At 43.0% G+C, this 23,641-nt stretch carries 25 protein-coding genes; 12 read left to right on the top strand and 13 right to left on the bottom strand.

What is annotated here, in order from left to right:
• Positions 1-223: 223 nt before the first annotated feature.
• On the bottom strand, positions 224-1,606 hold the full coding sequence (locus ACTL4S_RS11830; protein ID WP_441299413.1) for a dihydrolipoyl dehydrogenase: 1,383 nt from the start codon (positions 1,604-1,606) through the stop codon (positions 224-226).
• Between the two features lie 154 nt (positions 1,607-1,760).
• Between ACTL4S_RS11830 and ACTL4S_RS11825 the strand changes: the two genes are divergently transcribed.
• The gene (locus tag ACTL4S_RS11825; protein ID WP_180181187.1) at positions 1,761-3,638 is read left to right on the top strand and encodes a PspA/IM30 family protein; all 1,878 of its coding nucleotides are present in this window, start codon (positions 1,761-1,763) and stop codon (positions 3,636-3,638) included.
• A 159-nt stretch (positions 3,639-3,797) separates the two neighbouring features.
• Here ACTL4S_RS11825 and ACTL4S_RS11820 read toward each other — a convergent pair whose 3' ends face one another.
• A complete protein-coding gene (locus ACTL4S_RS11820) occupies positions 3,798-4,220 on the bottom strand; it encodes a protein tyrosine phosphatase family protein (RefSeq protein ID WP_100535426.1) in 423 nt (140 codons plus the stop codon).
• Positions 4,213-4,548 carry a protein tyrosine phosphatase family protein gene (locus ACTL4S_RS11815; RefSeq protein WP_004281596.1) on the bottom strand — a complete coding sequence of 112 codons (336 nt, stop codon included), beginning with the start codon at positions 4,546-4,548 and terminating at the stop codon, positions 4,213-4,215. The genes ACTL4S_RS11820 and ACTL4S_RS11815 overlap by 8 nt, the downstream gene beginning before the upstream one ends.
• Positions 4,549-4,673: 125 nt before the next feature.
• Here ACTL4S_RS11815 and ACTL4S_RS11810 point away from each other — a divergent pair, with 125 nt between their 5' ends.
• The 3 genes from ACTL4S_RS11810 (at position 4,674) to ACTL4S_RS11800 (ending at position 6,448) form a co-directional block, all read left to right on the top strand.
• Positions 4,674-5,570 (top strand): alpha/beta hydrolase, encoded by an 897-nt coding sequence (locus ACTL4S_RS11810; RefSeq protein WP_441299412.1) that lies wholly within the window; start codon positions 4,674-4,676, stop codon positions 5,568-5,570.
• Positions 5,571-6,002, top strand: a complete 432-nt coding sequence (gene trxC, locus ACTL4S_RS11805) for a thioredoxin TrxC (protein WP_005106063.1) — start codon at positions 5,571-5,573, stop codon at positions 6,000-6,002. It begins immediately after the preceding gene.
• A 74-nt stretch (positions 6,003-6,076) separates the two neighbouring features.
• Complete coding sequence (locus ACTL4S_RS11800) at positions 6,077-6,448, top strand: acyl-CoA thioesterase (RefSeq protein ID WP_218955192.1); 372 nt, start codon at positions 6,077-6,079, stop codon at positions 6,446-6,448.
• A 57-nt stretch (positions 6,449-6,505) separates the two neighbouring features.
• Here ACTL4S_RS11800 and ACTL4S_RS11795 read toward each other — a convergent pair whose 3' ends face one another.
• Together ACTL4S_RS11795 and ACTL4S_RS11790 are read right to left on the bottom strand one after the other, a co-directional pair.
• Positions 6,506-7,009 (bottom strand): DUF4442 domain-containing protein, encoded by a 504-nt coding sequence (locus tag ACTL4S_RS11795; RefSeq protein ID WP_180181188.1) that lies wholly within the window; start codon positions 7,007-7,009, stop codon positions 6,506-6,508.
• Between the two features lie 25 nt (positions 7,010-7,034).
• Entirely contained in the window at positions 7,035-7,523 is a 489-nt protein-coding gene (locus tag ACTL4S_RS11790; protein ID WP_004281601.1) for a YajQ family cyclic di-GMP-binding protein, read from the bottom strand.
• A 92-nt stretch (positions 7,524-7,615) separates the two neighbouring features.
• On the opposite strand from ACTL4S_RS11790, the gene ACTL4S_RS11785 reads away from it, so the two are divergent.
• Positions 7,616-7,930, top strand: a complete 315-nt coding sequence (locus tag ACTL4S_RS11785) for a rhodanese-like domain-containing protein (protein WP_216986312.1) — start codon at positions 7,616-7,618, stop codon at positions 7,928-7,930.
• A 177-nt stretch (positions 7,931-8,107) separates the two neighbouring features.
• On the opposite strand, the gene mnmC is transcribed toward ACTL4S_RS11785, so the two are convergent.
• From mnmC to ACTL4S_RS11765, 4 genes are read right to left on the bottom strand one after another with little or no spacing between them, the layout of a single operon-like run.
• Entirely contained in the window at positions 8,108-10,006 is a 1,899-nt protein-coding gene (gene mnmC, locus ACTL4S_RS11780) for a bifunctional tRNA (5-methylaminomethyl-2-thiouridine)(34)-methyltransferase MnmC2/FAD-dependent 5-carboxymethylaminomethyl-2-thiouridine(34) oxidoreductase MnmC1 (protein ID WP_441299411.1), read from the bottom strand.
• Between the two features lie 39 nt (positions 10,007-10,045).
• Positions 10,046-10,555, bottom strand: a complete 510-nt coding sequence (locus ACTL4S_RS11775) for an SH3 domain-containing protein (protein ID WP_005101791.1) — start codon at positions 10,553-10,555, stop codon at positions 10,046-10,048.
• A 5-nt stretch (positions 10,556-10,560) separates the two neighbouring features.
• Positions 10,561-10,863 (bottom strand): YciI family protein, encoded by a 303-nt coding sequence (locus ACTL4S_RS11770; RefSeq protein ID WP_005248149.1) that lies wholly within the window; start codon positions 10,861-10,863, stop codon positions 10,561-10,563.
• 28 nt (positions 10,864-10,891) lie between these two features.
• Positions 10,892-11,503: a septation protein IspZ gene (locus tag ACTL4S_RS11765; protein ID WP_004281606.1), complete on the bottom strand. Its 612-nt coding sequence runs from the start codon at positions 11,501-11,503 to the stop codon at positions 10,892-10,894.
• A gap of 44 nt (positions 11,504-11,547) precedes the next feature.
• On the opposite strand from ACTL4S_RS11765, the gene ACTL4S_RS11760 reads away from it, so the two are divergent.
• Positions 11,548-12,399: a PHP domain-containing protein gene (locus ACTL4S_RS11760; RefSeq protein ID WP_441299410.1), complete on the top strand. Its 852-nt coding sequence runs from the start codon at positions 11,548-11,550 to the stop codon at positions 12,397-12,399.
• Between the two features lie 84 nt (positions 12,400-12,483).
• Here ACTL4S_RS11760 and ACTL4S_RS11755 read toward each other — a convergent pair whose 3' ends face one another.
• Together ACTL4S_RS11755 and radC are read right to left on the bottom strand one after the other, a co-directional pair.
• Positions 12,484-13,395 carry a bestrophin family protein gene (locus ACTL4S_RS11755; protein ID WP_004733710.1) on the bottom strand — a complete coding sequence of 304 codons (912 nt, stop codon included), beginning with the start codon at positions 13,393-13,395 and terminating at the stop codon, positions 12,484-12,486.
• Between the two features lie 65 nt (positions 13,396-13,460).
• Positions 13,461-14,162 (bottom strand): RadC family protein, encoded by a 702-nt coding sequence (gene radC, locus ACTL4S_RS11750; RefSeq protein ID WP_441299409.1) that lies wholly within the window; start codon positions 14,160-14,162, stop codon positions 13,461-13,463.
• A 113-nt stretch (positions 14,163-14,275) separates the two neighbouring features.
• Here radC and coaBC point away from each other — a divergent pair, with 113 nt between their 5' ends.
• A complete protein-coding gene (gene coaBC / locus ACTL4S_RS11745; RefSeq protein ID WP_312586235.1) occupies positions 14,276-15,550 on the top strand; it encodes a bifunctional phosphopantothenoylcysteine decarboxylase/phosphopantothenate--cysteine ligase CoaBC in 1,275 nt (424 codons plus the stop codon).
• A gap of 228 nt (positions 15,551-15,778) precedes the next feature.
• Entirely contained in the window at positions 15,779-16,291 is a 513-nt protein-coding gene (locus ACTL4S_RS11740) for a hypothetical protein (RefSeq protein ID WP_004281611.1), read from the top strand.
• A gap of 49 nt (positions 16,292-16,340) precedes the next feature.
• On the opposite strand, the gene dusA is transcribed toward ACTL4S_RS11740, so the two are convergent.
• Positions 16,341-17,366 carry a tRNA dihydrouridine(20/20a) synthase DusA gene (gene dusA, locus ACTL4S_RS11735; protein ID WP_441299408.1) on the bottom strand — a complete coding sequence of 342 codons (1,026 nt, stop codon included), beginning with the start codon at positions 17,364-17,366 and terminating at the stop codon, positions 16,341-16,343.
• A gap of 274 nt (positions 17,367-17,640) precedes the next feature.
• Here dusA and ACTL4S_RS11730 point away from each other — a divergent pair, with 274 nt between their 5' ends.
• Positions 17,641-18,285, top strand: coding sequence for a hypothetical protein (locus tag ACTL4S_RS11730; protein WP_005248075.1), 645 nt, complete (start codon positions 17,641-17,643; stop codon positions 18,283-18,285).
• A 15-nt stretch (positions 18,286-18,300) separates the two neighbouring features.
• Here ACTL4S_RS11730 and ACTL4S_RS11725 read toward each other — a convergent pair whose 3' ends face one another.
• Positions 18,301-19,488, bottom strand: coding sequence for an MFS transporter (locus ACTL4S_RS11725; RefSeq protein ID WP_441299407.1), 1,188 nt, complete (start codon positions 19,486-19,488; stop codon positions 18,301-18,303).
• Between the two features lie 982 nt (positions 19,489-20,470).
• On the opposite strand from ACTL4S_RS11725, the gene ACTL4S_RS11720 reads away from it, so the two are divergent.
• From ACTL4S_RS11720 to ACTL4S_RS11710, 3 genes are read left to right on the top strand one after another with little or no spacing between them, the layout of a single operon-like run.
• Positions 20,471-21,598 (top strand): Re/Si-specific NAD(P)(+) transhydrogenase subunit alpha, encoded by a 1,128-nt coding sequence (locus ACTL4S_RS11720; protein WP_005248073.1) that lies wholly within the window; start codon positions 20,471-20,473, stop codon positions 21,596-21,598.
• Positions 21,599-21,609: 11 nt separating this feature from the next.
• Positions 21,610-21,933: a proton-translocating transhydrogenase family protein gene (locus tag ACTL4S_RS11715; protein ID WP_004281642.1), complete on the top strand. Its 324-nt coding sequence runs from the start codon at positions 21,610-21,612 to the stop codon at positions 21,931-21,933.
• A 3-nt stretch (positions 21,934-21,936) separates the two neighbouring features.
• The gene (locus ACTL4S_RS11710; protein WP_441299406.1) at positions 21,937-23,382 is read left to right on the top strand and encodes an NAD(P)(+) transhydrogenase (Re/Si-specific) subunit beta; all 1,446 of its coding nucleotides are present in this window, start codon (positions 21,937-21,939) and stop codon (positions 23,380-23,382) included.
• The last annotated feature ends 259 nt before the right edge of the window (positions 23,383-23,641 follow it).

Here is a 23,641-nt window from a genome sequence, read left to right as displayed (position 1 = left end):
AACCTCTTAGCGCTGATGGTAGTGTGGGATTACCCATGTGAGAGTAAGTCATCGCCAGCTCATTATTCCAAAATCCCCCTCCGCATTAGCAGAGGGGGATTTTTTTATGTGGAATAATCATCTTGTATTTGAGATATATAAAGTTAATCTAATACAGGGTTCAATATTAAGATAGAGCGGTAGCTAACTTTACTGAGTAATAGTTTGCAACTCTTTAACTTTTTTATGACAAGCTATCAAACTGACGTCGAGCATGTTTAAATGCCGTTCTGAGTCCTTCTTCCAAAGTCGGATGATAAAAAGGTTTGGCTAGAATCTGATTAATATCCTGGTCGGCATCAATCGTCCAGGCTAATAAATGGGCCAGATGTTCTGCTTGTGAACAGAGGAGTTCTGCACCCAGTAATTTACCTGATTTTTTATCAATATAAACTTCTATTCCACCTGAATTTTCTCCCAAAACTAGAGCACGTCCTTGGTTTTCATAAGAGATGAATCCCCGAATAAATTCGACTTGTTGATCTTCTAGTTGCTTAAAGCTTTTTCCTACAATCGCCATTTCAGGATGACAAAATACAATCGCCAATGGGGTTAAAGCAAAAATAGGTTTTACATCCGGATAATTCAAACAGTTATGAACAACCTGTTTGCCAGTATGCGCGGCTTCATGTTGAATGGGTGCATCAGGGGCGGCATCACCGACTATAAATATAGGTAGGTTTGCAAGTTGTTTGGTTTCTTTATCGATAGGAAGGTTTTTGATATCCTTGAATGTGGAATTTAGTTGATCTAAACCTAAATGATCTATATTGCTTTGCCGACCTGTGGCACCTAAAACATATTCAACTTCAATACTCTTAGTCTGATCATTTTCTGTAAAGTTAATCTTTATTTTATCAGCTTGGATCTCAAACTTATTTGGTAAGGTTTTAAATTTGATATTAAGTTCTTTACTTAATTGCTCTTGTGCTAGTTTTTGTAAGATCGGGCTAGTTAAAGCACCTACTTTTTGACTGCGCGCAAACATTGTGGTTTGTACACCCAGTCGTTGCATAGCTTGAGCCAATTCAATTGCAATAATACCACTCCCGATTATCGCTAAAGACTCTGGTAATTGGGGAAATTCAAAGATTTCATTAGAAGTGATGTATTTGTCTGTTAATTTTTTCTTTAAGGTTTCATCAATATTGGGGCGTGAGCCTACAGCGACAATAAAACTTTTGCCCTTATAGGATTGTCCATTGACTTCGATCGTTTGGGGATCAACAAATTTGGCTTTTCCGGAAATTTTATGTGAGCTCTCCCATTGATCGACATCTTTTAAGGTTGCACGAATAAAACGTTCTCTAAGGACATGCACACGTTGCATAACATCTGAAGTATCAATGACAGCGTTATGCTTTAAAGCAAGTTTTTCTGCACTTTGGATATCGTGCATACGATTTGCAGAAGAGATCAGCAGTTTACTAGGCATACAACCTACACGGGCACAGGTAGTGTCCCAGGGGCCATCATTGATAATTAAAATATTCTGGGTGTATTTGATGGCTTCGTTATAAGCACTGATTCCTGCAGTGCCTGCGCCAATAATGATGAGGTCGTACATTGATCACTCTTATCAAAATCACTTTATTGATATAAGCTAGCATACAAAACATTTGGCTTACCTTTATTTACATAAATGCTTAACTATGATTACATATCGCATAATGAATAAAGATTGATAACAAACTCTATAATAGAGGGTCTTGGGGATTTAAATGATTAGTAAACAATTAGGTATTAAATTATCTGCTCTTACTTTGGCACTAATATTGGCGGGCTGTGGCGGTGGTGGTAGTGACGGATACTATAATAATGGTGGTTCAAATTCTGGAAATGCAGGCGGTTCAGACAGTGGAATTGGAAATCCATCAGAAGCTGTGGAAACTAATTATCATCTTATTATAAATGTAAACAAGCCTAGACTAGTTGTTACGGGTGATTCTGCTGTAGTAACAGTAAAATTAGTAGATGTAAATGGTGGTGGTGTAGCAAGTGAAGCTGTACAACTTGCAATTGAAGATACTCAAAAGAATGGCGTTACAATTGAGGGACCTTCTCAATTAACAACAGATGAAAATGGTAATGCAATTTTCAATTTAATATTAAGTCCTTCAAATATTTCAAGTCTTAATGAGCTTCTAGCCAAGGGTATAAGAATTAACTCTTCCTTTAAAGATGGTACAGGCAAAGTTATTTCACAAACAACGCTTCTTGGAGCGACCGAATCTAGCTCTGAAGCAGAATTAGGCCAGTATCACTTAGCGATTATTACGAATAAGCCTACTTTGGTAGCCACAGGTGATAACGCACTCATTACTGTGAAAGCAATCGATGCAAATGGTGGTGGTGTAGCAGATAAAGACGTATCTCTTTCGGTTATTGATACCAAATTGAATAAAGTTACTATAGTTGGTAGTTCAGTTCAAAAAACTGATGCGGAAGGGAATGTAAGCTTTACGGTTGTATTACCTAGAACTGAACCAAATGAAAGTTTGATTGCTAGCGGTATTACCTTGAATGCAAGTGTGATTGATGCAAACAATAATATTAGCTCACAATTGATTAAGCTTAACGTAGCTAAGGGCGTAGTAGAACAACCGATTGGTAATATCACCTTTGGTAAATCGAGTGAACTAGAAAAATCAGCTGATGCACTTTATTATAGAGAAGCACTTTCAGCACATGTAGTAGATATCAACGGTAATCCTTTACCGAACTACAAAGTAACAATGAATATCGACTTGTTACGTGCTGGTTCAGGTGTATTTACAACAAAAGCAAGATTGCAAGATTTACGAACTCAGCGTTTAACTCCTGTTCGAAATCAATTGTTGCAACAAAATGCTAATTTGCAACAACAAGAAGCAGTCTTAACTAATATACAAAATGCTCCGATTCAATCGAGTGCTATTTCTAACTTGGAAAATAGTATTAGAACTACACAGCAATCAATACGTTCTGCAAGAATAAGTTTAGCTGATGCAAATACCACTTTAGCATTGGCTCAGAATGCAGAAGACGATGGTAGAATTAAAGCTGCACAAGCTTCCATTGCAACAATTCAAGGAAGAATTAACATTCTGAATATCCAGTTAGAAGAGCTAAATGATGATTTAAGCAGAGAAATTAGCGCTGAAAATAATGCTAAGCAACAAAGAGTGAATAGCCAACAAGCGATTGTTAATCAGTTTAAAAATCAAGTCCAACAGACCCAAGATAGAATTAGTAATGTTGAAAAGTTAGAATTACCTGCACGCTTACAATCTTATTGTGAATTATCAAATAAATCTAATATTCAACTTGCTACAGGTTTTGTAGATCCAACAGGGAATATTACGCCAAGCTTTACTTACACGACTGATGCTACGGGTAAGTTTAACTTTAGCGTACAGTATTTAAGACAATATGCTGGTTGGCAAACTGTTGAATTTAGAGCACAAACGAATGTGAGTACAAAAGATATAAACTCTAGTTTTGTATATACACTAGGGTTACTAAAAGATGACTTTGATGCAGAAACAGGTCAACCCTTTGATAGTAGTCCTTACGGTAATAATTGTGTTCAGGCAGATCCATTCGCGCCTTTATTATAATAATTTGAAAACAAAAACAGCGCTTCGGCGCTGTTTTTTATGGGAGCTGAAATTTAAAAAACTTAAATCGATGTTCCCACACTTACACCCACAGTCGGCTTAAGATTCATCGAGCTGCAACCTATCAAAGCCAAACTACAACACAAAATAATCAATAACTTATTCATGAATCAATCCTTGAGATTTAGCCTGATTGAACAAAGCAGCTGAACGAGCACCACTACGACAGACCATCAAAATTGGTTTTGGCAGCTCATTATAATAGCGTGCAAATTCCTCAATATTGGCTTGAGAGATCTGACCACTATTCACAGGCTGATAAATCACACTCACTTGAGACTTTTCAGCAATTGAACGCAGCTGTCCAACCTTGACCTGATTCCCTTGTTCTTGGTCGGGTCGATTCACGATTACAGACTTAAAGCCTTGTTGAATCAATTGCTGGAACTTGTTGGTGGTCATTTGCCCTGAAACACTGACTGTAGAGGTCAGTGCATGGCTTAGATTATTTGCAGCAACAACCAGTGAGGCACAGCTTAAACAGCTGGCCAGTACCACACCTTTCCAGAACAAATTAGTCATCCAGCAGATCCATCTGTTTTGCCAGTTGATATAAGTTATTCGAGCGGTTTCCAGTACGACAGAACATCAAGATCGGTTTTGGTAACTCATTATAGTGATTGGCAAAAGTGCGTACATCAAGCTCAGTAATCTGACCGGCTACTACTGGCTGGAATACATAATCCAGACCGGCATTGCGTGCAGCTTCCTCGATTTGTGCACTGGTCGGCTGCTCGGAACCCCCTTCCATGTCCGGACGGTTGTTGATAATCGATTTAAAACCTTTCTCAACCACTTGAGTTACGTGTTCCGGACCAATTTGACCAGCAAAACCTACATTTTCGCTCATGACGCCACTCCATCATTTCATTTATATCGATATGCTTTATGATAGCATTAAGCTGAAAACATGCTGAACCTGTTCTGAAATTTTTATAAATGATGATAACCATAAGATAACGCAATGGAGCGCGTATGCAGGCTTATACAGTTGAACCACTGTATGTTAAAAGCGGTCAGGACGTGATTGCTGCAGATTTTTATCGGCCTAAAAATATAGAAAAACCGGCCGTGATCTTGATGGCTCATGGTCTGGCTGCCTTACGTCAATTTAAACTGGTGCAATATGCCCAGCGTTTTGCCAGTGCCGGCTATGCGGTGGTTTTATTTGATTATCGCTATTGGGGTGGTAGCACCGGACGCCCGCGTGAACTGGTGTCGATTAATGCCCAGCTCGATGACTGGCGAACCATGATCAGACATATTCAGGAACGCAAATCGATTGACAGTAAACGGATTGTGCTCTGGGGTACGGCCTTAAGTGGTGGGCATATATTGACGCTTGCAGCGGAGCTGAAAAATATTCAGGCGGCGATGGTACAGGTACCTTTTGTCGATGGGGCTGAAAGTGCCCAACTATATCCTTTACAGCAACTCCCCAAGGCGCTTAAAGTTTCCAGTCAGGATTATATGGGGGCCAAGGTCGGTATGGCACCGAAGACCTTACCTGTGGTTGACCCGCATGAACTCTGTTTTATGCCGACGCAGGACAGTTATGAAGGCTATCTGTCGATTGTCAATCCGGATTATTACTGGAGTGGTCACATTCCTGCACGGGCATTCTTTCAGCTGATGCGTTATCGGCCAATTCAGGAAGTAAGAAAGATTAACATTCCAGTCCTGTTTATTGCGGCAAAACTGGATAGTCTGATTCCCATTGAATCGAGTCGGGAAACTGCGACCAATATTGCACCATTTGTGCAATATCATGAGTGGAATATCCGGCATTTTGATATTTATCATGGGGAATGGTTTGAAAAAGCAGTTTCGACCCAATTAGAATTCTTACATCAACATATTGGAGTGCGCTAGATGATTATTGTATGTCCGGAATGTCTGGCCAAAAACCGTGTCCCTGAAGATAAACTCACTGCCAACCCTGCTTGTGGTCAATGTCATCAAGCCCTGATTCCACTGGCACCGATTGAATTAAATGAGCAAAACTTCAGCCAGTTTGTCACGCATAGTGACTTGCCGATCCTGATTGATCTCTGGGCAGAATGGTGTGGTCCTTGTAAAATGATGGCACCGCATTTTGCGACTGTCGCCCAGCAATATCCAAATGTAGTTTTTGCCAAAATTGATACCGAAGCGAATCCGCGCTTAAGTTCGGCATTTAATGTTCGCAGTATTCCGACGCTGGTGTTGATGAATAAAAGCAACGAAATTGCTAGAATAAGCGGTGCATTACGATCAAGCGAGCTGCAAAAATGGCTTGATCAGCAGTTAAATACCCAACCCTAATTCAAATGCCTGGAGTGAAAGTGTCAGATTCTCAAGTAAGACCAGAGGGGATTCTTTCCCTACAGACGATCGCAATGCCTGCAGATACCAACTGGAGTGGTGATGTCTTTGGTGGCTGGATCGTTTCACAAATGGACTTGGCAGGCGCGATTCACGCAGAACGATTTTCAAAGGGACGTTGTGCCACGATTTCGATTAACCAGATGACCTTCCTGGTTCCGGTAAAAGTCGGTGATGTGATTAGCTGCTATACCAAAATTTTAAAAGTCGGCAATACCTCCATCCAGATGGAAATTGAAGTATGGGATAGCCATGACGACTCACGTCCGCCTGTACGCGTGACTGAAGGGGTATTTACCTTTGTGGCAGTGGATGTGAAGGGCAATAAACGTCCGATTCCAGAAGAAGCAAAACAGAAGTTTCTAGAATCTCAGCAGAAGTCATAATTCGTCTCATAAAAAATCCCAGATTAATGATCTGGGATTTTTTTTGTCTGATTGATATCAAGTCTGCTTCAATTGCTTTTTGGCAATCCAGGCCCAGAGCATCTCGCATTGAATCGGTGCTTCACCCGATTCGTCACGTACCACAACTTGAACTAGAGTTTCACCCTTGTCTGAACTTTGCATAAGCTGTTGCTGTTCAGCAGTCAAGGTAGCAACTGCCGTCAGGGCACCTTTGGTCGGACGTTTAAAGTCTACTTTTAGACTCTTAATCAAAACCACTGCGCTATCCGGTACATTCATTGCGGTTACAAACCCGGTTGCTGTTTCTGCCAGCAGGGCCATTGCACATGCATGGATTTGTCCGATATGGTTCTGCATGGCTTTATGATTGGCCATACTTACTACCACTTTGGACGCACTCATTTCCTCATAACGAATCTTGGCAGAGCCGACCATCGGGACCACCCGGCCAAAAGTTTTACTTAACAAAGCAGTACGAATGCCTTGCGGTAATCGTGCAGTGGCTTTGACTAATCTGGCTAATCGGTTGTTCTTTGCCATAATTCCTTCTACAGACGTTGCTGTCTTAATCTTTAAAGTTATTGAACTGTAAAGGCAAACCAAATTGCTGTTCTTTCAAGAATGCCATTACTTGCTGCAATGTATCGCGTTTTTTATCAGTCACACGAATCTTGTCGCCCTGAATAGAAGATTGCGCCTTAATCCCACTTTCTTTAATGGCTTTATTAATTTTTTTTGCGGTATCAGAGTCAAGACCATCTTTGAGTTTGATCACCTGAATCACGTTTTTGCCAGAAGCCGTCATTTTTTGTGGATCAAGCGCCTGAATATCCACTTTGCGTTTAAAGAAATGACTTTCCAGCATGCTATAGACTTGTTCACACTGGAAATCGCTTTCAGTCGAGATTTTGATTTCCTTGTTTTTTTCATTCAGTTCAATAGACACATCCTGACCACGGAAATCAAAACGGGTCGCGATTTCTTTTTGGGTGTTTTGAACTGCATGATTTACTTCAAAAATTTCTAATTCAGAAACAATATCGAAAGAAGGCATAGTTTAGACCTTTACAAAGGGAAAGAATATCTGAGATGCTAGGGATGTTTTCTTCATTTGCCAAGTGTTGTTTTACATCAAAGGAGTGCGCAATGATCCGTAAGCAAGAAATTACAACATTTGAGTTCCCAGAAAATGCAGTTATCTGGGATGTACGCGATTCAAGTGCTTTTGCTGAAGCACACGTGAAAGGGGCGGTGAATCAGCCTATTAACGATCTTTCAGCAGAGCACCTCACTCAGGTGTCAGCGGATCAACCCATTTACATCTTGTGTGGTGGGGGCAGTAAAGCTCCACGTGCTGCTGAAAAGTTAGAGGGTTTTGACAGCTCCCGTGAATATGTCATTCTGATGGGTGGTACTCGTGCTGCCCGTGATGCAGGCTTACCGCTTGAACAGAATGCATAAAGCTTTCTGTTAATAAAAAAAACGCCGCAAGGCGCTTTTTTAATGGGTGAGATTTAATGCCTCCCAACCTCCCTTTTCTAAAGGGAGGAGCTACATCTATTCTATTTATTCATAAAAGTAGAGAAAAGTCCCCCCTTTTTTAAAGGGGGATTTAGGGGGATTCATTCAAAATAGTAATTAAATTTGTAGCTTAAAATACGGTTTCTTCATTTTCACTTTCTTTTGAAAACGGGTCACACTGAGTTTTTTTACTAAACTGGATGGCACCGGACAGGCTTCGCAGAGAATCTGGGCTACCAGAATTTCACTACAGAGCGGCGCAAACAGAAAGCCTTTAGAACCGAGACCAGCAAAGCTATAAACTTCCTCATCCGCTTTCATTTTACCCAGTAGGGGAAAATAATCCTGACTTTGCGCGCGTACCGATGCACGACCTTGCCAGGTATCGGTAGAAGCTAATGACTGTGCATATTCTGGGAATACACTGTGGATCAATTCGTAGTTGTGTACATGGTCTTCTGCTAACACCTCGATATCATCTCGACCTGGATAGAAAGAAGCACCCAAGATCAGATGTTCAGCATCCAGCTGCATACAATAGCCGCCATAACTATAAGCTGTATTCTGGCTTAAAGGTTGCGCTTGATTATTAAGCCAACTGACCTGTCCGCGAATCGGTTTCAAAACTGGATAATCTGCAAAGAATTGTGCTGTTTCTCGCGCAGTACAGACAATGACATGATCAAATTCACCTAGATCCTGTTCATCTGAAAAGAGCTGAGGTTTTGTAGCCGCTTCAATATGGCTAATTTTGGCCTGTTGATATTGAATATGAGGATGCAGCAAAATCTCCTCACGCAATTGATGCGGTGAAACCGCACCAGCTTCTAACAGTTTTAAACTTGGAAATGCAGTTTGAATCTCTTGATCTTCTGTATCTTGTACAGCCAGAATTTTTTCAGGATATTCATCTGCTAATCCCAACAGCTGTTCAGGATTTTTTAAGGCGAGTTGATTGACCTGAATCGGGCGGAAAGCTTTAAATTTTTGATAATGATTTAAGGCATGTTGCCAGGCTAATGTCATTAGATGTTCAGCACTTTGCTCAACCGGACAGAGTTTGGGATTCAGCAAAGCCACTGGATTGCCAGAACCTCCGGAGAGGGGCGCTGACTGGTCGTAAATCGTGACTTGATGGCCGCGTTGAGCGAATGTCCATGCGCTACTTAAACCGGCGATTCCAGCGCCAATCACAGCGATTTGGTGAGGTCTGGTATTGGACTCTGTAACTCGCTCAGTTTTTTTTTGAGTGATTTCTTGTATTAATGAACTTTCAGTCTCTTCAGCCGGATTCCAGATGGCTTTCAGCATTTCACGCTTGTGCTTAAAACCACGTGGACGGGAAATTGAAATACCATGATTTTTTAAGCCACGTTTTAAAATGCCAGCAACACTGAAAGAGGCGAAAGTGGTGCCGATCTCGGATAAACGTACAATATTATTTAAAACATTTTCTTCCCACATGTCCGGATTGCAGGAAGGCGCAAAACCATCCAGAAACCAGGCATTCACAGGCGCAGTTTTTTCAATCACCGGAAAAACATCATGTGCATCACCTAGCCACAGATCCAGACTGAAACGTTCCTCAGGAAAACTGAGACGATGACAGCCGGCAATTGGCATCGGGTATTGAGAGATGAGTTGATCAGCTAAAGGCTTGAGTTCTGGCCAGGCATTTAAGGCTCGAATCAGATCAGCTTTGGAAAGAGGAAATTTTTCAACTGAAATCGTATGCAGATGACTGTGATTATCCGGACGCACCTGTTGCCAGAGCTGCCACAAGGCCAGAATATTTAAACCAGTACCAAAACCCGTTTCACCGACACAGAAATATTCAAAAGGTTTTAAATCTGCCAGACGCGTACTGAGATCATTGCCATTTAAAAAGACATGCCGGGTTTCCAGCAAGCCATTGTCTTTGGAAAAATACACATCACCAAATTGCTTGGATACAGGCACATCAATACCATCCACCAATTGCCAATCCAGATCAGCAGTTTGAATTGCGTGTGACAAAACGGGTACAACCTTAAAAATATCGGGAAGGGCTATAGCTTACCATTGACGGCGACGTTTGGTATAAACATAGCTCGCGATCAGGAAGCCGAGCAATACCCCCACAGCCAGGGTTGCAGCGCCGTAGAGGAACATCTGGGCACTGCGTTCGCTTTGCAGTACTTGTACCTGAACCCCTAGATTGTCATTCTTGAGCTGCAATTCCTGATTTTGCGATAGTGCTTCCAGATTGGCTTTTTCCAGTTGCTGCAAACGGGTGGCCTGATCTTTGACCAAGGCTTTGACCTTGGCCTCTTGCTGGGCTTTCAGCTTGGCGATTTCTTCTGCAGTTAACGGTTTATTCTCGGCAGGTGGCACTGGCTGGGCAGAAGTCGCTACGGCAGGAATAATGGCAGGTTTCGGCGTAGACTGGGTTTGGGCAGTCGCCGCTGTCCCTTGAGGTTGTGCTGTCTGATTTTCCTGAATCACAGGAGCAGGCGCAACTTCGACTGCCCATACTGGAGAAATCATAAAACATAGGCCAATGATACTGGCAGTAACAACACGCATGAACCTTATCCTTGAGGGAATGCTTTATTGAATGGTTTGACATCGATGTGTTCGTACACACCTTCTTTTAAGAAAGGTTCATCCTGTAGCCATCTGTCCAATGCTTCACGACTGTCAAAATCGACAATAATGGTACTGCCATAAAAACCGGCCTGCGGATTGGCTGGATCTTTAGGCATGGCACCTGCAACAATCAGGCGGCCTTCAGCATTTAACTGTTCCAGACGTGCAAGGTGTTGTGGACGAATCGCGAGGCGTTTTTCAACTGTACCTTCCCGATCGGTACAGCTAACGACGAATAATGGCATGATGACTCTCAATCGTTTGTAGTTGGACTTATTCAGCGGTCTTAAAGTATTTGCGCAATACAATAAACTGAATAATGATAAAGGAAAACATCACGATCATGTCACCGAATGCAGTAAATTCGCCCCAATATTTTCCATCCATCCACAAATAGGCGAAAAAGGTATGCAGAAATGACATCAGTACGAACATGGCAACCCAAGCATAGTTCAGCTTGAACCAGCCTTTTTCGCTAAGATTGAATACTGGACCAAATAACCGCTGGATCAGAGGCTTTTTATCCTTGCTAAACCAAGGAGACAGGAAGAATACACCTGCAAAGACCAGATTCAATAACACGGCTTTCAGACGAATATAGAAATCATCGCTAAGGATCAGGGTGATGCCACCAAAAATCACCGTCATAAACAAGACAATCCATTGCTGTTTGTCCAGACGGAATTTTTGTATGACAAATAACGCACCATAGACGACCAGCATGGAAATAATCAGACCTGTGGTTGCAACAAGAATATTATTATTGTCGACACCCCCCGCAGAACCGATCAATTGCAGCAATTGATGGTCAGTGTCTTTTGGGTCTACAGTTTTATATAAATAAAAGAAAATAATGAGTGGCACAAAGTCTAAAAGTGCTTTCATGTTAGAGTATCTAAATCTGATCGAATAAATGTCATAGTATAGAGATGCACGGCGTAGATTTACATACACATAGTAATATTTCTGATGGAACTTTCAGTCCTCAGCAATTGGTCGAAGCGGCTGTGGAAAAACTCGTCCATACTTTGGCCCTGACCGATCATGACACCATGGACGGTTTGGTATTGGCGGAGGAAGCTGCCAAAAATCATGAGATTAAGATCATTTCTGGGGTAGAAATATCCAGCCAGTGGTCACGTCCTGCCACCAAAAAAAACTATGGCGTGCATATTGTTGCGCTAAATATGCAAAATCCTGAGCCTTTACAAAAAGCCCTCAATCAGCAAAAGAAAATCCGAGCAGAACGCTCTAAACAGATTTGTGATCTGCTGCTTCCTTTAATTGGTGAAGATATTTATGCTGATGTACTGGCCAAAGTCGACCATATCCCTGATCGGGTGACACGAACGCATATTGCCAAAACGCTGGTAGAAAAGGGCATTGTGACGCGTCCGCAACAGGCTTTTGATAAATACATCAAGGAAGGCAAAAAGGCCTATGTCAAATTTGATGGCTTGAGTCTTGAAGACACGGTGCAGGTCATTCATGAAAGTGGTGGTTTTGCGATACTGGCACATCCGACCAAATATGATTTATCTGCGACCAATATCCGTTATCTGATCGAGATCTTTGCCAAGTTTGGTGGAGATGCCGTCGAGCTGCCACCGGCGATTGAGCCAAGTTCAACCCGGCAGATGGTGGATCGAATGATTGCTGAACATGATCTTAAAGTTTCGATTGGCAGTGATTTTCATGGCGATCATATGCCCTGGATTAAACTCGGTAATGTCCCGAGTCTTAAACCGGGGCAGGTCGGGATTTGGGAGAGTTTTGTTTAGTCATTCCTTTACCTCGATCTTTTTCATTTGAGAGAAGATTTTCCCTTCGCTACTAATAGCAAAGGGCGAGGAAAGAATTATAAATTATAGCAAATTATGATCTTGAGCCTGAATCGGTGGTGGCGTCGGTTTACCTAAAGTCCCTAACAGTTCAATTTCAATCGTACGTACCATCGAGTCCAGCGGCAAGTCATTACTCTGAGTACCAAAAGGCTCTTCAATTTCCGAACTTAGAGCATCTAATCCTAAAAAGGTATAAGCCAAAATTCCAACCAGTAAAGGCGTAAACAGACCAAGCGTTGAACCTAAACTAAAAGGTAAAATAAAACAGAAAAAATAGACGGTACGATTGAGCAAGACCGAATAGGCAAAAGGCAAAGGCGTCGTCGCAATCCGGTCACAACCAGTCTGGACAATACTTAGTTCCGCCACATGATTATTCATCTGCATATAGATGATATCGGAGATTTCACCTTCTTTAAGCGCCTGCATTAACTCCCATTGAATCAGGCTTAAGGTATATTGCGGCGCATTGGCCTGCTGATAGAGTTGGGTCACCGCCTGCTGGCTCATGCCGCTGGTTTCAACCAGTTCAGTCGGATTGGCTGTTTGATGGCGTAGGCGATCGCGGAGTACATTGGCAAAGACAATCACATGCTGAATCACACGCTCACGGCGACCTTGAGACAGCATCCGGCAATCACGGTCAAAATGACGTGAATTGGCAATTAGAATTCCCCAAAGTTTGCGCGCTTCCCACCAGCGGTCATAACAGGCGGTATTTTTAAAACCAAGAAAAATAGACAGTACCACTCCAATCAGGGTAAATCCGACCAGGGGTAATTCTGGAAAATGAAAATAGCCAATATGTGACAAGCCACCGATGATGGCTGACATCAGCATCACTACGCCTAAAGGTGGCAAAACTTTAGGTAAAATCGTCCCCCGCCAGGAAAACAGCAGTTTAAAAACAGTCGGCTGGTCACGTACGATCATTTATTGGAATCATCACAATTTTTTTCATGATCTTGTGGAGTTGTGCCTGCTTTGTCAAGTGCTATTCAATACTGCATTTCCGGTTTGATGAGTTGCTGCTCAGCAAAGGAAAAGCTGCCTTCCAAGGCGATGATGCAATGGTCAATCAGATGGATATCCACTAGCTGGCAGGCCTGTTGAATCTGACGGGTTAACACTAGGTCAGCCTTGGAGGGAGAGGGCCGGCCCAGCGGATGATTATGTGCAATGACAATTGAGGTTGCCTGTTGGGTAATCGCATAACGTAGCAATTGATTAATGGAAATATCACATGCATTGATGGAGCCATAAAACAGTTTTTTAAAGGCAATTTTTCTTAAACTGGCATCCAGACACAGCACGGCAAACACTTCCTGAGTTTCACCGAGCAGTTCAAAACGTAAGTAATCTCTCAGCCGCTTGGAACTGGTAAGTTCCAGTGCATCCTGTTTCAGGTGCTCGGCTATGTAACGCCGTCCGAGTTCCTTGACGGCCATCAGTTGAGTATATTTACTGATGCCCATGCCATGAAACTGGCTGACTTCCTGTAAAGGTGCATCGAGCAACGCAGTCAAATGACCAAAATGCTGAATCAGCAAACGCGCCAGATCAACTGCCGAATGTTGCTGGGAACCGGAGCGTAGAAAAATAGCCAGTAGCTCGGCATCGGACAGACTTTCTGCGCCATATTGAATTAAGCGTTCTCGCGGCCGTTCTTGTTCCGGCCAGTTTTTAATAGAAAATTGCATAGTTATTAGACTTATTTATTATGAATTATCAGTTTTCCCGCAAGCTGATCTCTTGGGAATGCGATTATTTAATGCTATTGTGAGCCCCACTGCAACAGCGAGGTAATCTGTTCGTGAGCTTTGATCTAAGTGTAATTCCTCATAAAAATATCATTTTGGCCGTCACTGGCGGTATTGCTGCCTATAAAAGTGCAATTCTGGTCCGCCGTCTAAAAGATGCCGGATTTGATGTGCGGGTCGTCATGACTCACGGTGCACAGGCTTTTATTACACCTTTAACCTTTCAAGCCTTATCGGGCAATCCCGTACATACCGAATTGCTGGATACTGAAGCAGAAGCCGGCATGGGCCATATCGAGCTGGCACGTTGGGCAGATCTGTTGCTGGTAGCGCCGGCCAGCTGTGATACCTTGGCAAAATTTGCCGCAGGTCTGGCTGATGATCTCTTAAGTACTTTATATCTGGCGACGAAAGCACCCGTCTGGGTGGCGCCTGCCATGAACCAGCAAATGTGGGCGGCGAAAGCAACGCAGCGCAATCTTGCGACACTGATCGAAGATGGTGTGCATGTGATCATGCCGGACGCGGGATCACAGGCTTGTGGTGATGTAGGTTTGGGCCGGATGCCTGAGCCGGAAGATTTAGCCCGACAGGTGACTGAATATTTTCACAAAGCTCAACGTGCGATTGCGGAAAAATTTGGCCTGCTTGCGGGTAAACAAGTCACGATTACCGCAGGCCCGACCCGCGAAGCGATTGATCCGGTGCGTTATATTTCCAATCACAGTACCGGGAAAATGGGCTTTGCACTGGCTGCAGCCTGTTATGCAGCCGGAGCCAATGTGACCCTGATTGCAGGGCCGGTCAGTCTGGACACTCCAAATGGCGTGAAACGTAAGAATGTTTCTTCTGCCGTGCAAATGCTGAATGAAAGCATGCAAATGCTGGAAAATGGTTGCGATATCTTTATTGCGACAGCTGCAGTAGCCGATTATCGTGTGGCAGAAGTAGCCGAGCATAAAATCAAGAAAGCTGGTGATGAACTGAATGTAGCCTTGGTGAAAAATCCGGATATTGTCGCCACCATTGCCCAGCAGGAAAAACGTCCATTTATGGTCGGCTTTGCTGCAGAAACCCGCAATATTGAAGAATATGCTGCCGGAAAGCTGGTCGCGAAAAAGCTGGATATGATTGCCTGCAATGACGTTTCACGTACGGATATCGGTTTTGCTTCGGATGAAAATGCCATGACAGTATTCTTTGCCGAGCATTATCAGCTAGACAAACGTGATCTGGAAAAAGCCTCCAAGCAGGAGATTGCCCAGCAGTTGATCGAAGCCATTCATGATGCCTTACATCGTGATCCATCCAGTGATGATGATTTTTAAAACGATCTGTATCGAAAAAACCCTGAATCCATCAGGGTTTTTTTATAGCTGATTTTTTATCATTAATTCAAAAAAACTATAGAAACCATAAATATTTAGTCTTAATCGAAGCGCTGTTTGTTTATTGTTTTTGCAAAAAAGCATAAAATGGATCACAGAATAAGCAAAGATAAAAATACTGCATATATCGGCTATAAGCAGGAAGTGGAAAGAAAAAAGAGGGGCGCTATGAAAAAAATCATGATGTTATGGATGGTCGCCTGTCTGGCTGGATGCAGTTATTTTGTCTCGATGGATGAACTGGCCAGAAATATTCAAACGCAGATGCAACGTGAATTTAATTCCAATCGAGATTATCAACATTATCGTTTTACCGTAAAAAAAGTCAAAATTGTCCAGCGTCAGGGGAATGAGTTTCAGGCCATTTCTCATCTGAATTATCAGGGCGAGGAATATCCCATTCATGTAAAAGTCTTTAAGGTAGATGGCGGGTATAGTTGGTCGATTGAAGATGATGCCTTTGCTTTTATTGATGAAATTGAAATTGAAAAATATCGTCAGCAACTGGATCGAGAATTACAGCAACTGGCCTCAGCCTTGGATGATCTAGAACCTGTAGATGAACCGAACCAGAATGTCTCCGGCTCTCTGATTACACCAGTGGCTGAACCCGCATTACAAGATGTTTCTTATCAGGAAGAGCCAATTCCGGTCGGCAATATCACGGCGTATACGCAATAACTCATGCGCAATCGCTATAAAAAAGCACCGATGATCGGTGCTTTTCTGTTTAGGACTCAACTTGTTGATGTTCACGTACATAATCTTCGGTACGCTGCATCGCTTCCTGAATATTAAAAAGTGCAGTCTCTACATCTTTCAAGGTTTTGGCATTACCACCGCTTAAAGCCTGACGCCATTTACGTGCACCCGGCAAATTCTGGAACAGTCCTAAAATATGACGGGTAATAATGGATAAAGGTGCACCTTCGGCCATGCGCTGGGCAATATAAGGCAGCATCTGTTGCATAATGTCAAAACGGTCTGGTGCATCCAGATTCCATAACTGGCCCAGTTCAGCCAGTAAGTAAGGATTATGATAGGCTTCGCGGCCAATCATCACCCCATCCACATGTTTGAGATGTTCCAGCGTTTCGGCATAGGTTTTAATTCCGCCGTTGATCTCGATGAGCAGATCAGGACGATCCTGTTTTAAACGGTAGACATCTTCATAACGTAGGGGTGGCACGTCGCGGTTTTCTTTAGGTGATAGACCTTTTAATAAGGCAATCCGCGCATGCACGATAAAATTATTGCAGCCGGTTTTGGCCACGGTATCGACAAAATGCAGCATCTCTTCATAAGATTGCATATCATCAATTCCGATCCGGTGTTTTACGGTCACTGGAATATCCACCGCATGACGCATTTCAGCAATACATTCTGCGACTAGATCAGGCTCCGCCATCAGACAGGCACCAATTTTATTATTTTGTACCCGGTCACTTGGGCAGCCTACATTTAAATTGACTTCGTTATAGCCCCAGTCCTGCGCCATCTTGGTACAAGTGGCGAGATCTTTTGGATTCGAGCCGCCGAGTTGCAACACGATTGGCTGTTCTTCCGCATTAAAGTCCAAATGACGTTTGGCATCACCGTAAATGATTGCACCTGTGGTGACCATTTCGGTGTACATAATCACATTCGGGTTAAACAGACGCGCAAAGAAGCGATAGTCTTTGGTGGTCCAATCCATCATCGGCGCAACACTGATTCGTGGTTGAAGTTTATTTTCAATGGTGGTCAGATCAGTCATTCAAAATCACGCCTTAACGAAATGGAAGAAAGAAGAAGCAATTCATGCGATTACTCAGCTATTGGTTTTTGGCTTAAACTGGATCGGCTGACGTCGCAAAAAGAGGGCGTAATACTAGCATAAAATCAGAAAAACCACCCGGCGAACTTGAGCTAGCCCGGTAAATCCAGGGAATGAAACAAGAAATAAAATTGGAATTCCCAGTCAGGTTGGAATGGTATATTTTGATAGGAGAAAGATGAAGATAAAAACGCTAGAAATAAGGAGAATAATCATGTTGTTATTGGAGGAAATTTATAAAAGCCATAAAGCACAAAATTCGGCACATTTTAATTTAAGAATTCATCGGGGCTTAGGCTGGTTTAAAAAATCGCTAGATCTGGATCAGGATCTGGATTTTAAGTTTATCAGCCTGTGGATCAGCTTTCAGGCGATTTATGCAGATGAGAGTGATCTAGTTCAAGATCAAAGCAAGCTGCAGCAGTTTCTGGAAACACTCTGCCAAAAGGATCTGGATCAGAAAATTAATCATATTCTTTGGGAAAAATACAGCCAGCCGATCTGCTCACTCTTGGCCAATCCCTATGTGGAACAAAGCTTTTGGGATTATCGTCATCAGAAAATTAGCCTGGAAAGCTGTCAGGTTGACTTGGAAACACAGAAACAGAATATAGAGAATGCTTTAAAAGAACGAAATTCTGTTGAAATTTTAGCTGGAATATTTCAGCGTTTATCTACCTTGCACCATCAGATAATGCAGGGTGGCGCCACGTATCACAGCTCGCTGAATTATAAATCATTAGAGGAAAGCTGCCGGATTCTGGCAGCCTTATTGCCGGTTTTTATCTGTATTTTATTGGAAAATTCACAAACTCTTGATCTGAATAAGCCTTATTATCCGGCGGCGCAAGTCAGCTAGATAGAGGTAAAATACTTATGCGGTTGTCTTAGCCTGATGCCATTGATCCAGCAGGGCGAATAGGGTGGCACACAGAGCTAGCCCGAGTCCTGCCAGACAGGTCATGCTCCAGCCACCGTGATGCCAGGCATAAACCCCTAAGGCTGAACCACATGCACCACCAATAAAATACAAGGTCATATAGAGTGAATTGACCCGTGATTTGGCATCCGGGCGCAGGCGGAAAATCACGTTCTGGTTACAGCTGTGCGTAATTGCGAGCCCGAGATTTATCAGTCCATAACCGAGAATATAACTGAGCAAGGATACCGCACCAAAGTATAAAAACAGCCAGCTCCCCATCAGGATAGAACAGCCGATCCAGCTCAGTATTTTGATATGGCCACGATCGGCCCATCTACCAATGAACTGCGTAGAAAGTGCGCCAAATACACCGACCAGCGTGACCAGTCCGACCATGACATCAGAAAGCTGAAAAGGTTCCTGTGTCAACAGCAGAGCGATGGTGGAGAACAACATACTCATGGCAGCAAAAGCACACGCACCTGTAAGTGAACGCAAAACCAGTCGTGGTTCCTGCTTGAGTAATATCCCCATAGATTTAAAAATCGCTGTATAGCTGATTCTCAGACGTGGCAGGCTCGGTAGTTTTCCTCTCAAATAAAAACTTAAGGCCAGCATACTTATGCCACTGACGATATAAATCATTTTCCAGTGAAACAGGTCGGAAAATAATCCGGCAATACTGGTTGAGAGCAGAATGCCCACCAGTAATCCGCTCATCAGGAAGCCCACCACTTCTCCAGTTTTTTCCGGTTTGACCGCCATGGTGGCCAAGGGAATCAGAATCTGTGCAGCCACGGAAAACAGTCCGGCAATGATAGTGCCGACCCAGAGCATCGGCAGATTCACAGCACTAGCACAAATAAATAAACCTGCTGCGGCACCCAGCATGAGGAAAGGGATCAGTTTAGTCTTATTTAACATGTCACCTAAAGGCACAATAAACAGCAGGCCCAGGGCATAAGAGATTTGAGCAAAAGTGACAGTAAGTGCCACTTGTGATTCAGGTACCTGATAATACTGCTGAATCGATGAAATCAACGGCTGGCAATAATAGTTCGCGCCGGCACATAAACCGCATGCAATCGCCATCAGCCATAATAAGGGCTTATTTTGACTAATATCGAGAGGCGTGTGCATAGGGCTAACCTTGTATTCAGACCGGAAGAATTGAAATGAGGAATAAGAATAATGTTCAAATTGAGGGCACTATAGGCCAGAAGTTCTCGCTTTAAAAGTAGAGAAATATTGCCAGCATTGAAAATCGTTAGAACTCAGGCAGCTTAAAGAAAGAAGTGCAATTTTAAATAGAAAATATGAGTGAATGTTTGCAGAATTTTTTATCTTTTAATGATGGGGTTGCTTCATTAAAGCGCAGCTTAAAGTAAAAACAATAAAAAAGAGCACTGAGGTCAAAAAAGTGGAATATTTACTCTATTTTATTGCGCAAATTTGGTGCGAAAATGAGATTTTCCATTTTGAATCAAGTTCAGTACATTAATATAATAAATAGTCATCCAGCTTTTTTTCTACCCTTTATCTGACTGTTTGAGACCTGAGTCTTATAAAATTTTAGCGATTACTTTTTGTCAGATCTATTAATTGTGTCTGATGAAGATCTGCTCAAATCAAATTCTATCATTTCATAAAATACGATTTTAACATCTAAAAACAGTGCTCTTGCTTGAGTGCTAAATCTGTCAAAAAAGTCAAAACTAAAAAAACGGCGCAGCTAAAGTGCCGCTATCTATAGGGACTAGAGAAATTGAAAGTCTGCTTCTAAATCAAGACATACAGCAATCATTGTCAGAATCATCAATGTAACAAAATAAATCAGAAATTCGCGCTTATTTACACCAGCAAAATCTGGATATTTCATTCAGTGGAATGAATATCGTTTATAAAAGCATCGAATATGAATAGCTAGAGAATTAAATAAATGTGCTATTGCAGCATCATTTTTATGAATCATCAGTTCAAAATATAGGTATTTATTAAATAAATAGTAGGTGGTAATTTCAAACAGTTTGATTAGAATCCAAAAATTCAACAAGAACACATCCTGAGGGGAAGCATCGTTTAGGCGATGTTTACTTAAGAAAAATTAGCTTGAGGAACGCTCATGCAGATCGGAATTCCAGCCGAAACTGTTGTCGGTGAAAATCGCGTCGCTGCGACGCCAGAGACAGTAAAGAAATTGATCAGCGCAGGACATAGCGTGATTATCGAACGTGGTGCAGGGGTTAAAGCTGCCTATATCGATAGTGCCTATGAACAAGTTGGTGCCAAAATTACGGATGATGCCTATACTGGCAGTCAGTTGATTTTAAAAGTTCGTGCACCGAAAGGTGATGAAATTCAAAAACTCAACCCGAATACCACTATCGTGGCAATGTTTGATCCTTACCGTAATACTGAGCTTGACCAATTCGCGGCACAAAACGTGTCTGCATTTGCATTGGAACTTTTGCCACGAACCTTGTCTCGTGCGCAGAACATGGATGTCTTGTCTTCTCAAGCCAACCTTGCAGGTTACAAGTCGGTGCTTTTGGCTGCGGCTGAATACCAGCGCATGTTCCCGATGCTGATGACTGCTGCGGGTACGGTTAAACCGGCTCGTGTGGTGATCATGGGTGTCGGCGTAGCGGGTCTGCAAGCGATTGCCACTGCAAAACGTTTAGGTGCCATCGTTGAAGCCACGGACTTGCGTCCAACTGCCAAAGATCAGGTTGAATCTCTGGGCGGTAAATGGCTAGACGTGCCGATGTCTGCTGAAGAGCAGCAAAAAGCGGCTGATGCTGCCAAAAATGGTTATGGCTGGATGCCGGGTGAAGAATACATTCGCGATCAGGCGGCAATTGTTGATAAAGCGGTATCAAATGCTGACATCGTGATTACCACAGCGCTTTTACCGGGTCGTGATGCACCACGTTTAATCCGTGCTGAAACAGTTGCGAAAATGAAACCGGGTTCAGTGATTCTGGACATGGCAGTAGAATCTGGCGGTAACGTCGAAGGTTCAAAATGTGGTGAAACAGTCTATACCGACAACGGCGTTAAAATTCTCGGCATTCCAAATATTCCGTCGACTGTATCAACTGAAGCCTCTGCTTTATACGCTCGTAACGTATTTAACTTCGTGGAAACATTATTTGATGCAGACAAGAATTTTGTCCTGAATCAAGAAGAAGAAATTCAAAAAGCCCTACTTGTCACTCATGGCGGCCAAGTGCTGCTGAAACGTGGTTAAGGAGAAGACTCATGGTTGAAACAATTACGATTTTTGTCCTTGCCATTTTCGTAGGTTACTACGTGGTGTGGGGTGTAACGCCAGCATTGCATACGCCGTTGATGGCGGTCACTAATGCCTTGTCATCGATCATTATTGTCGGTGCGATGATTCAGACCGTTGGCCTGCCGGTGATCGGCGTTGAAGGTAGCGTGGATTTCCAGACCATTAACGTGGTGAGCGTACTTGGCGCGATTGCAGTATTCCTGGCCAGTATTAATATTTTCGGTGGCTTTGCCGTGACTGCACGTATGCTGGAAATGTTTAAACCTAAGCAAAAGAAAAAAGAGGGTTAATCCATGGAAATGATTCGAGAATATGCGGATTGGTTCTACCTGATTGGTGCCGTTCTTTTTATCCTGACGCTACGTGGTTTATCAGGTCCTAAAACTGCGATTGCCGGTAACCGTTACGGAATGATCGCGATGGCCATTGCGGTCATGACCACCTTCTTTGTAGCTGAGAATCCAGTGGTCTGGATGATCATTGGCGCAATGGTGCTGGGTGCAATCGTGGGTATTGCCCGTGCACGTACAGTTCCAATGACGCAGATGCCTGAAACTGTGGCGCTAATGCACTCATTGGTGGGTCTGGCTGCGGTCCTGATTGCTGTCGCTGCCATTATTCACAACAACAAACTGATTGAACTAGGTCCAGACCTGTTGGCTGCCAATGGTGTCAATTTCCATGAAATGAGCCGTGTTCATTTATTTGAACTGTTTGTGGGCTGTTTCGTGGGTGCGATTACCTTTACAGCATCAGTCTTTGCTTACGGTAAACTGGCTGCAAAGAAATGGGCAAAAACCATTTCAGGTGCATGGGTGAAACCGGTTCAGGCGATCATCTTTATTGCTATGTTAGGTTTTGGTGTTCACTTCTTCCTGACTGGCAATATGACCTCGTTCTGGGCGATGACAGGCCTTGCGCTGGCATTCGGCTGGGTATGGATTGCACCAGTCGGTGGTGGTGATATGCCAGTGGTGGTATCGCTACTCAACTCATTCTCGGGTTGGGCAGCAGCTGGTATTGGTTTCACCTTAGAAAATAACATGTTGATCGTTGCAGGCTCACTGGTGGGTTCTTCAGGTGCTATTCTGTCTTACATCATGTGTAAAGCCATGAACCGTTCAATCATCAACGTTCTGTTTGGTGGCGCAATGGGCGGTACAGCTGCGCCGACAGCAGGTGCGGGTGAGCAGGTACAACGTAACCACCGTTCTGGTTCAGCAGATGATGCGGGCTTCCTCATGTCAAATGCGGACAGCGTGGTGATTGTACCGGGTTATGGAATGGCGCAAGGTCGTGCACAGAATGCGGTCAAAGAACTTGCGAACATCTTAAAAGAGCAGGGCGTAACCGTACGTTTTGCAATTCATCCGGTGGCAGGTCGTATGCCAGGTCATATGAACGTATTGCTGGCTGAAGCTGATGTGCCGTATGAAGATATTTTAGAGATGGATGAGATCAACTCTGACTTCCCGGCAACGGATGTGGTGCTGGTGATTGGTGCAAACGACGTTGTCAACCCAGCAGCCAAAGATGATCCAACATCGCCGATTTATGGCATGCCGATTCTGGAAGCGCATAAGGCACGTACGATTATGGTAATCAAACGTTCAATGGCGACCGGTTATGCAGGTCTGGACAATGACTTGTTCTATAACGACAAGACCATGATGATCTTCGGTGATGCCAAGAAAGTGGTGGAAGATATGACTAAAGCCATTAATGGTACGGGTCACTAATCATCTAAATCATTAGAATCCTCCTAAGTCCCCCTTTTAATAAAGGGGGATTTTTTATTTTATATCTTGGGAAAAGGATGATTGAGTGATCATCGAACGTCTATGTTGATGATGAATTGATCCTAAAATACCAATCAAATCGGTGCATAAGACAAGATGGAAATTAAAAAATAGCGAACAGATTGAGTTGTATTAATGCTTATAAAGTTAGATGAACAGGCAATAAAAAAGCGACCTACACAGGTCGCTTTTTTGAATA

The sequence above is a fragment of the Acinetobacter lwoffii genome (assembly GCF_052078135.1).
GTDB classification, from domain to species: Bacteria; Pseudomonadota; Gammaproteobacteria; order Pseudomonadales; family Moraxellaceae; genus Acinetobacter; species Acinetobacter lwoffii_Z.
Note: the sequence above shows the minus strand (reverse complement) of the source record. Positions and strands in the feature narration are given on the sequence as shown.

Coding starts and splice junctions, on each gene's coding strand:
- ACTL4S_RS11720 (WP_005248073.1), top strand. CDS start 20,471: ATGCAGATCGGAATTCCAGCCGAAACTGTTGTCGGTGAAAATCGCGTC.
- ACTL4S_RS11825 (WP_180181187.1), top strand. CDS start 1,761: ATGATTAGTAAACAATTAGGTATTAAATTATCTGCTCTTACTTTGGCA.
- ACTL4S_RS11775 (WP_005101791.1), bottom strand. CDS start 10,555: ATGCGTGTTGTTACTGCCAGTATCATTGGCCTATGTTTTATGATTTCT.
- ACTL4S_RS11715 (WP_004281642.1), top strand. CDS start 21,610: ATGGTTGAAACAATTACGATTTTTGTCCTTGCCATTTTCGTAGGTTAC.
- ACTL4S_RS11760 (WP_441299410.1), top strand. CDS start 11,548: ATGCACGGCGTAGATTTACATACACATAGTAATATTTCTGATGGAACT.
- ACTL4S_RS11765 (WP_004281606.1), bottom strand. CDS start 11,503: ATGAAAGCACTTTTAGACTTTGTGCCACTCATTATTTTCTTTTATTTA.
- ACTL4S_RS11770 (WP_005248149.1), bottom strand. CDS start 10,863: ATGCCATTATTCGTCGTTAGCTGTACCGATCGGGAAGGTACAGTTGAA.
- ACTL4S_RS11810 (WP_441299412.1), top strand. CDS start 4,674: ATGCAGGCTTATACAGTTGAACCACTGTATGTTAAAAGCGGTCAGGAC.
- ACTL4S_RS11785 (WP_216986312.1), top strand. CDS start 7,616: ATGATCCGTAAGCAAGAAATTACAACATTTGAGTTCCCAGAAAATGCA.
- ACTL4S_RS11730 (WP_005248075.1), top strand. CDS start 17,641: ATGTTGTTATTGGAGGAAATTTATAAAAGCCATAAAGCACAAAATTCG.
- ACTL4S_RS11820 (WP_100535426.1), bottom strand. CDS start 4,220: ATGACTAATTTGTTCTGGAAAGGTGTGGTACTGGCCAGCTGTTTAAGC.
- ACTL4S_RS11790 (WP_004281601.1), bottom strand. CDS start 7,523: ATGCCTTCTTTCGATATTGTTTCTGAATTAGAAATTTTTGAAGTAAAT.
- ACTL4S_RS11710 (WP_441299406.1), top strand. CDS start 21,937: ATGGAAATGATTCGAGAATATGCGGATTGGTTCTACCTGATTGGTGCC.
- ACTL4S_RS11755 (WP_004733710.1), bottom strand. CDS start 13,395: ATGATCGTACGTGACCAGCCGACTGTTTTTAAACTGCTGTTTTCCTGG.
- ACTL4S_RS11800 (WP_218955192.1), top strand. CDS start 6,077: ATGCCTGCAGATACCAACTGGAGTGGTGATGTCTTTGGTGGCTGGATC.
- ACTL4S_RS11725 (WP_441299407.1), bottom strand. CDS start 19,488: ATGCACACGCCTCTCGATATTAGTCAAAATAAGCCCTTATTATGGCTG.
- trxC (WP_005106063.1), top strand. CDS start 5,571: ATGATTATTGTATGTCCGGAATGTCTGGCCAAAAACCGTGTCCCTGAA.
- ACTL4S_RS11830 (WP_441299413.1), bottom strand. CDS start 1,606: ATGTACGACCTCATCATTATTGGCGCAGGCACTGCAGGAATCAGTGCT.
- radC (WP_441299409.1), bottom strand. CDS start 14,162: ATGCAATTTTCTATTAAAAACTGGCCGGAACAAGAACGGCCGCGAGAA.
- ACTL4S_RS11795 (WP_180181188.1), bottom strand. CDS start 7,009: ATGGCAAAGAACAACCGATTAGCCAGATTAGTCAAAGCCACTGCACGA.
- ACTL4S_RS11740 (WP_004281611.1), top strand. CDS start 15,779: ATGAAAAAAATCATGATGTTATGGATGGTCGCCTGTCTGGCTGGATGC.
- dusA (WP_441299408.1), bottom strand. CDS start 17,366: ATGACTGATCTGACCACCATTGAAAATAAACTTCAACCACGAATCAGT.
- ACTL4S_RS11815 (WP_004281596.1), bottom strand. CDS start 4,548: ATGAGCGAAAATGTAGGTTTTGCTGGTCAAATTGGTCCGGAACACGTA.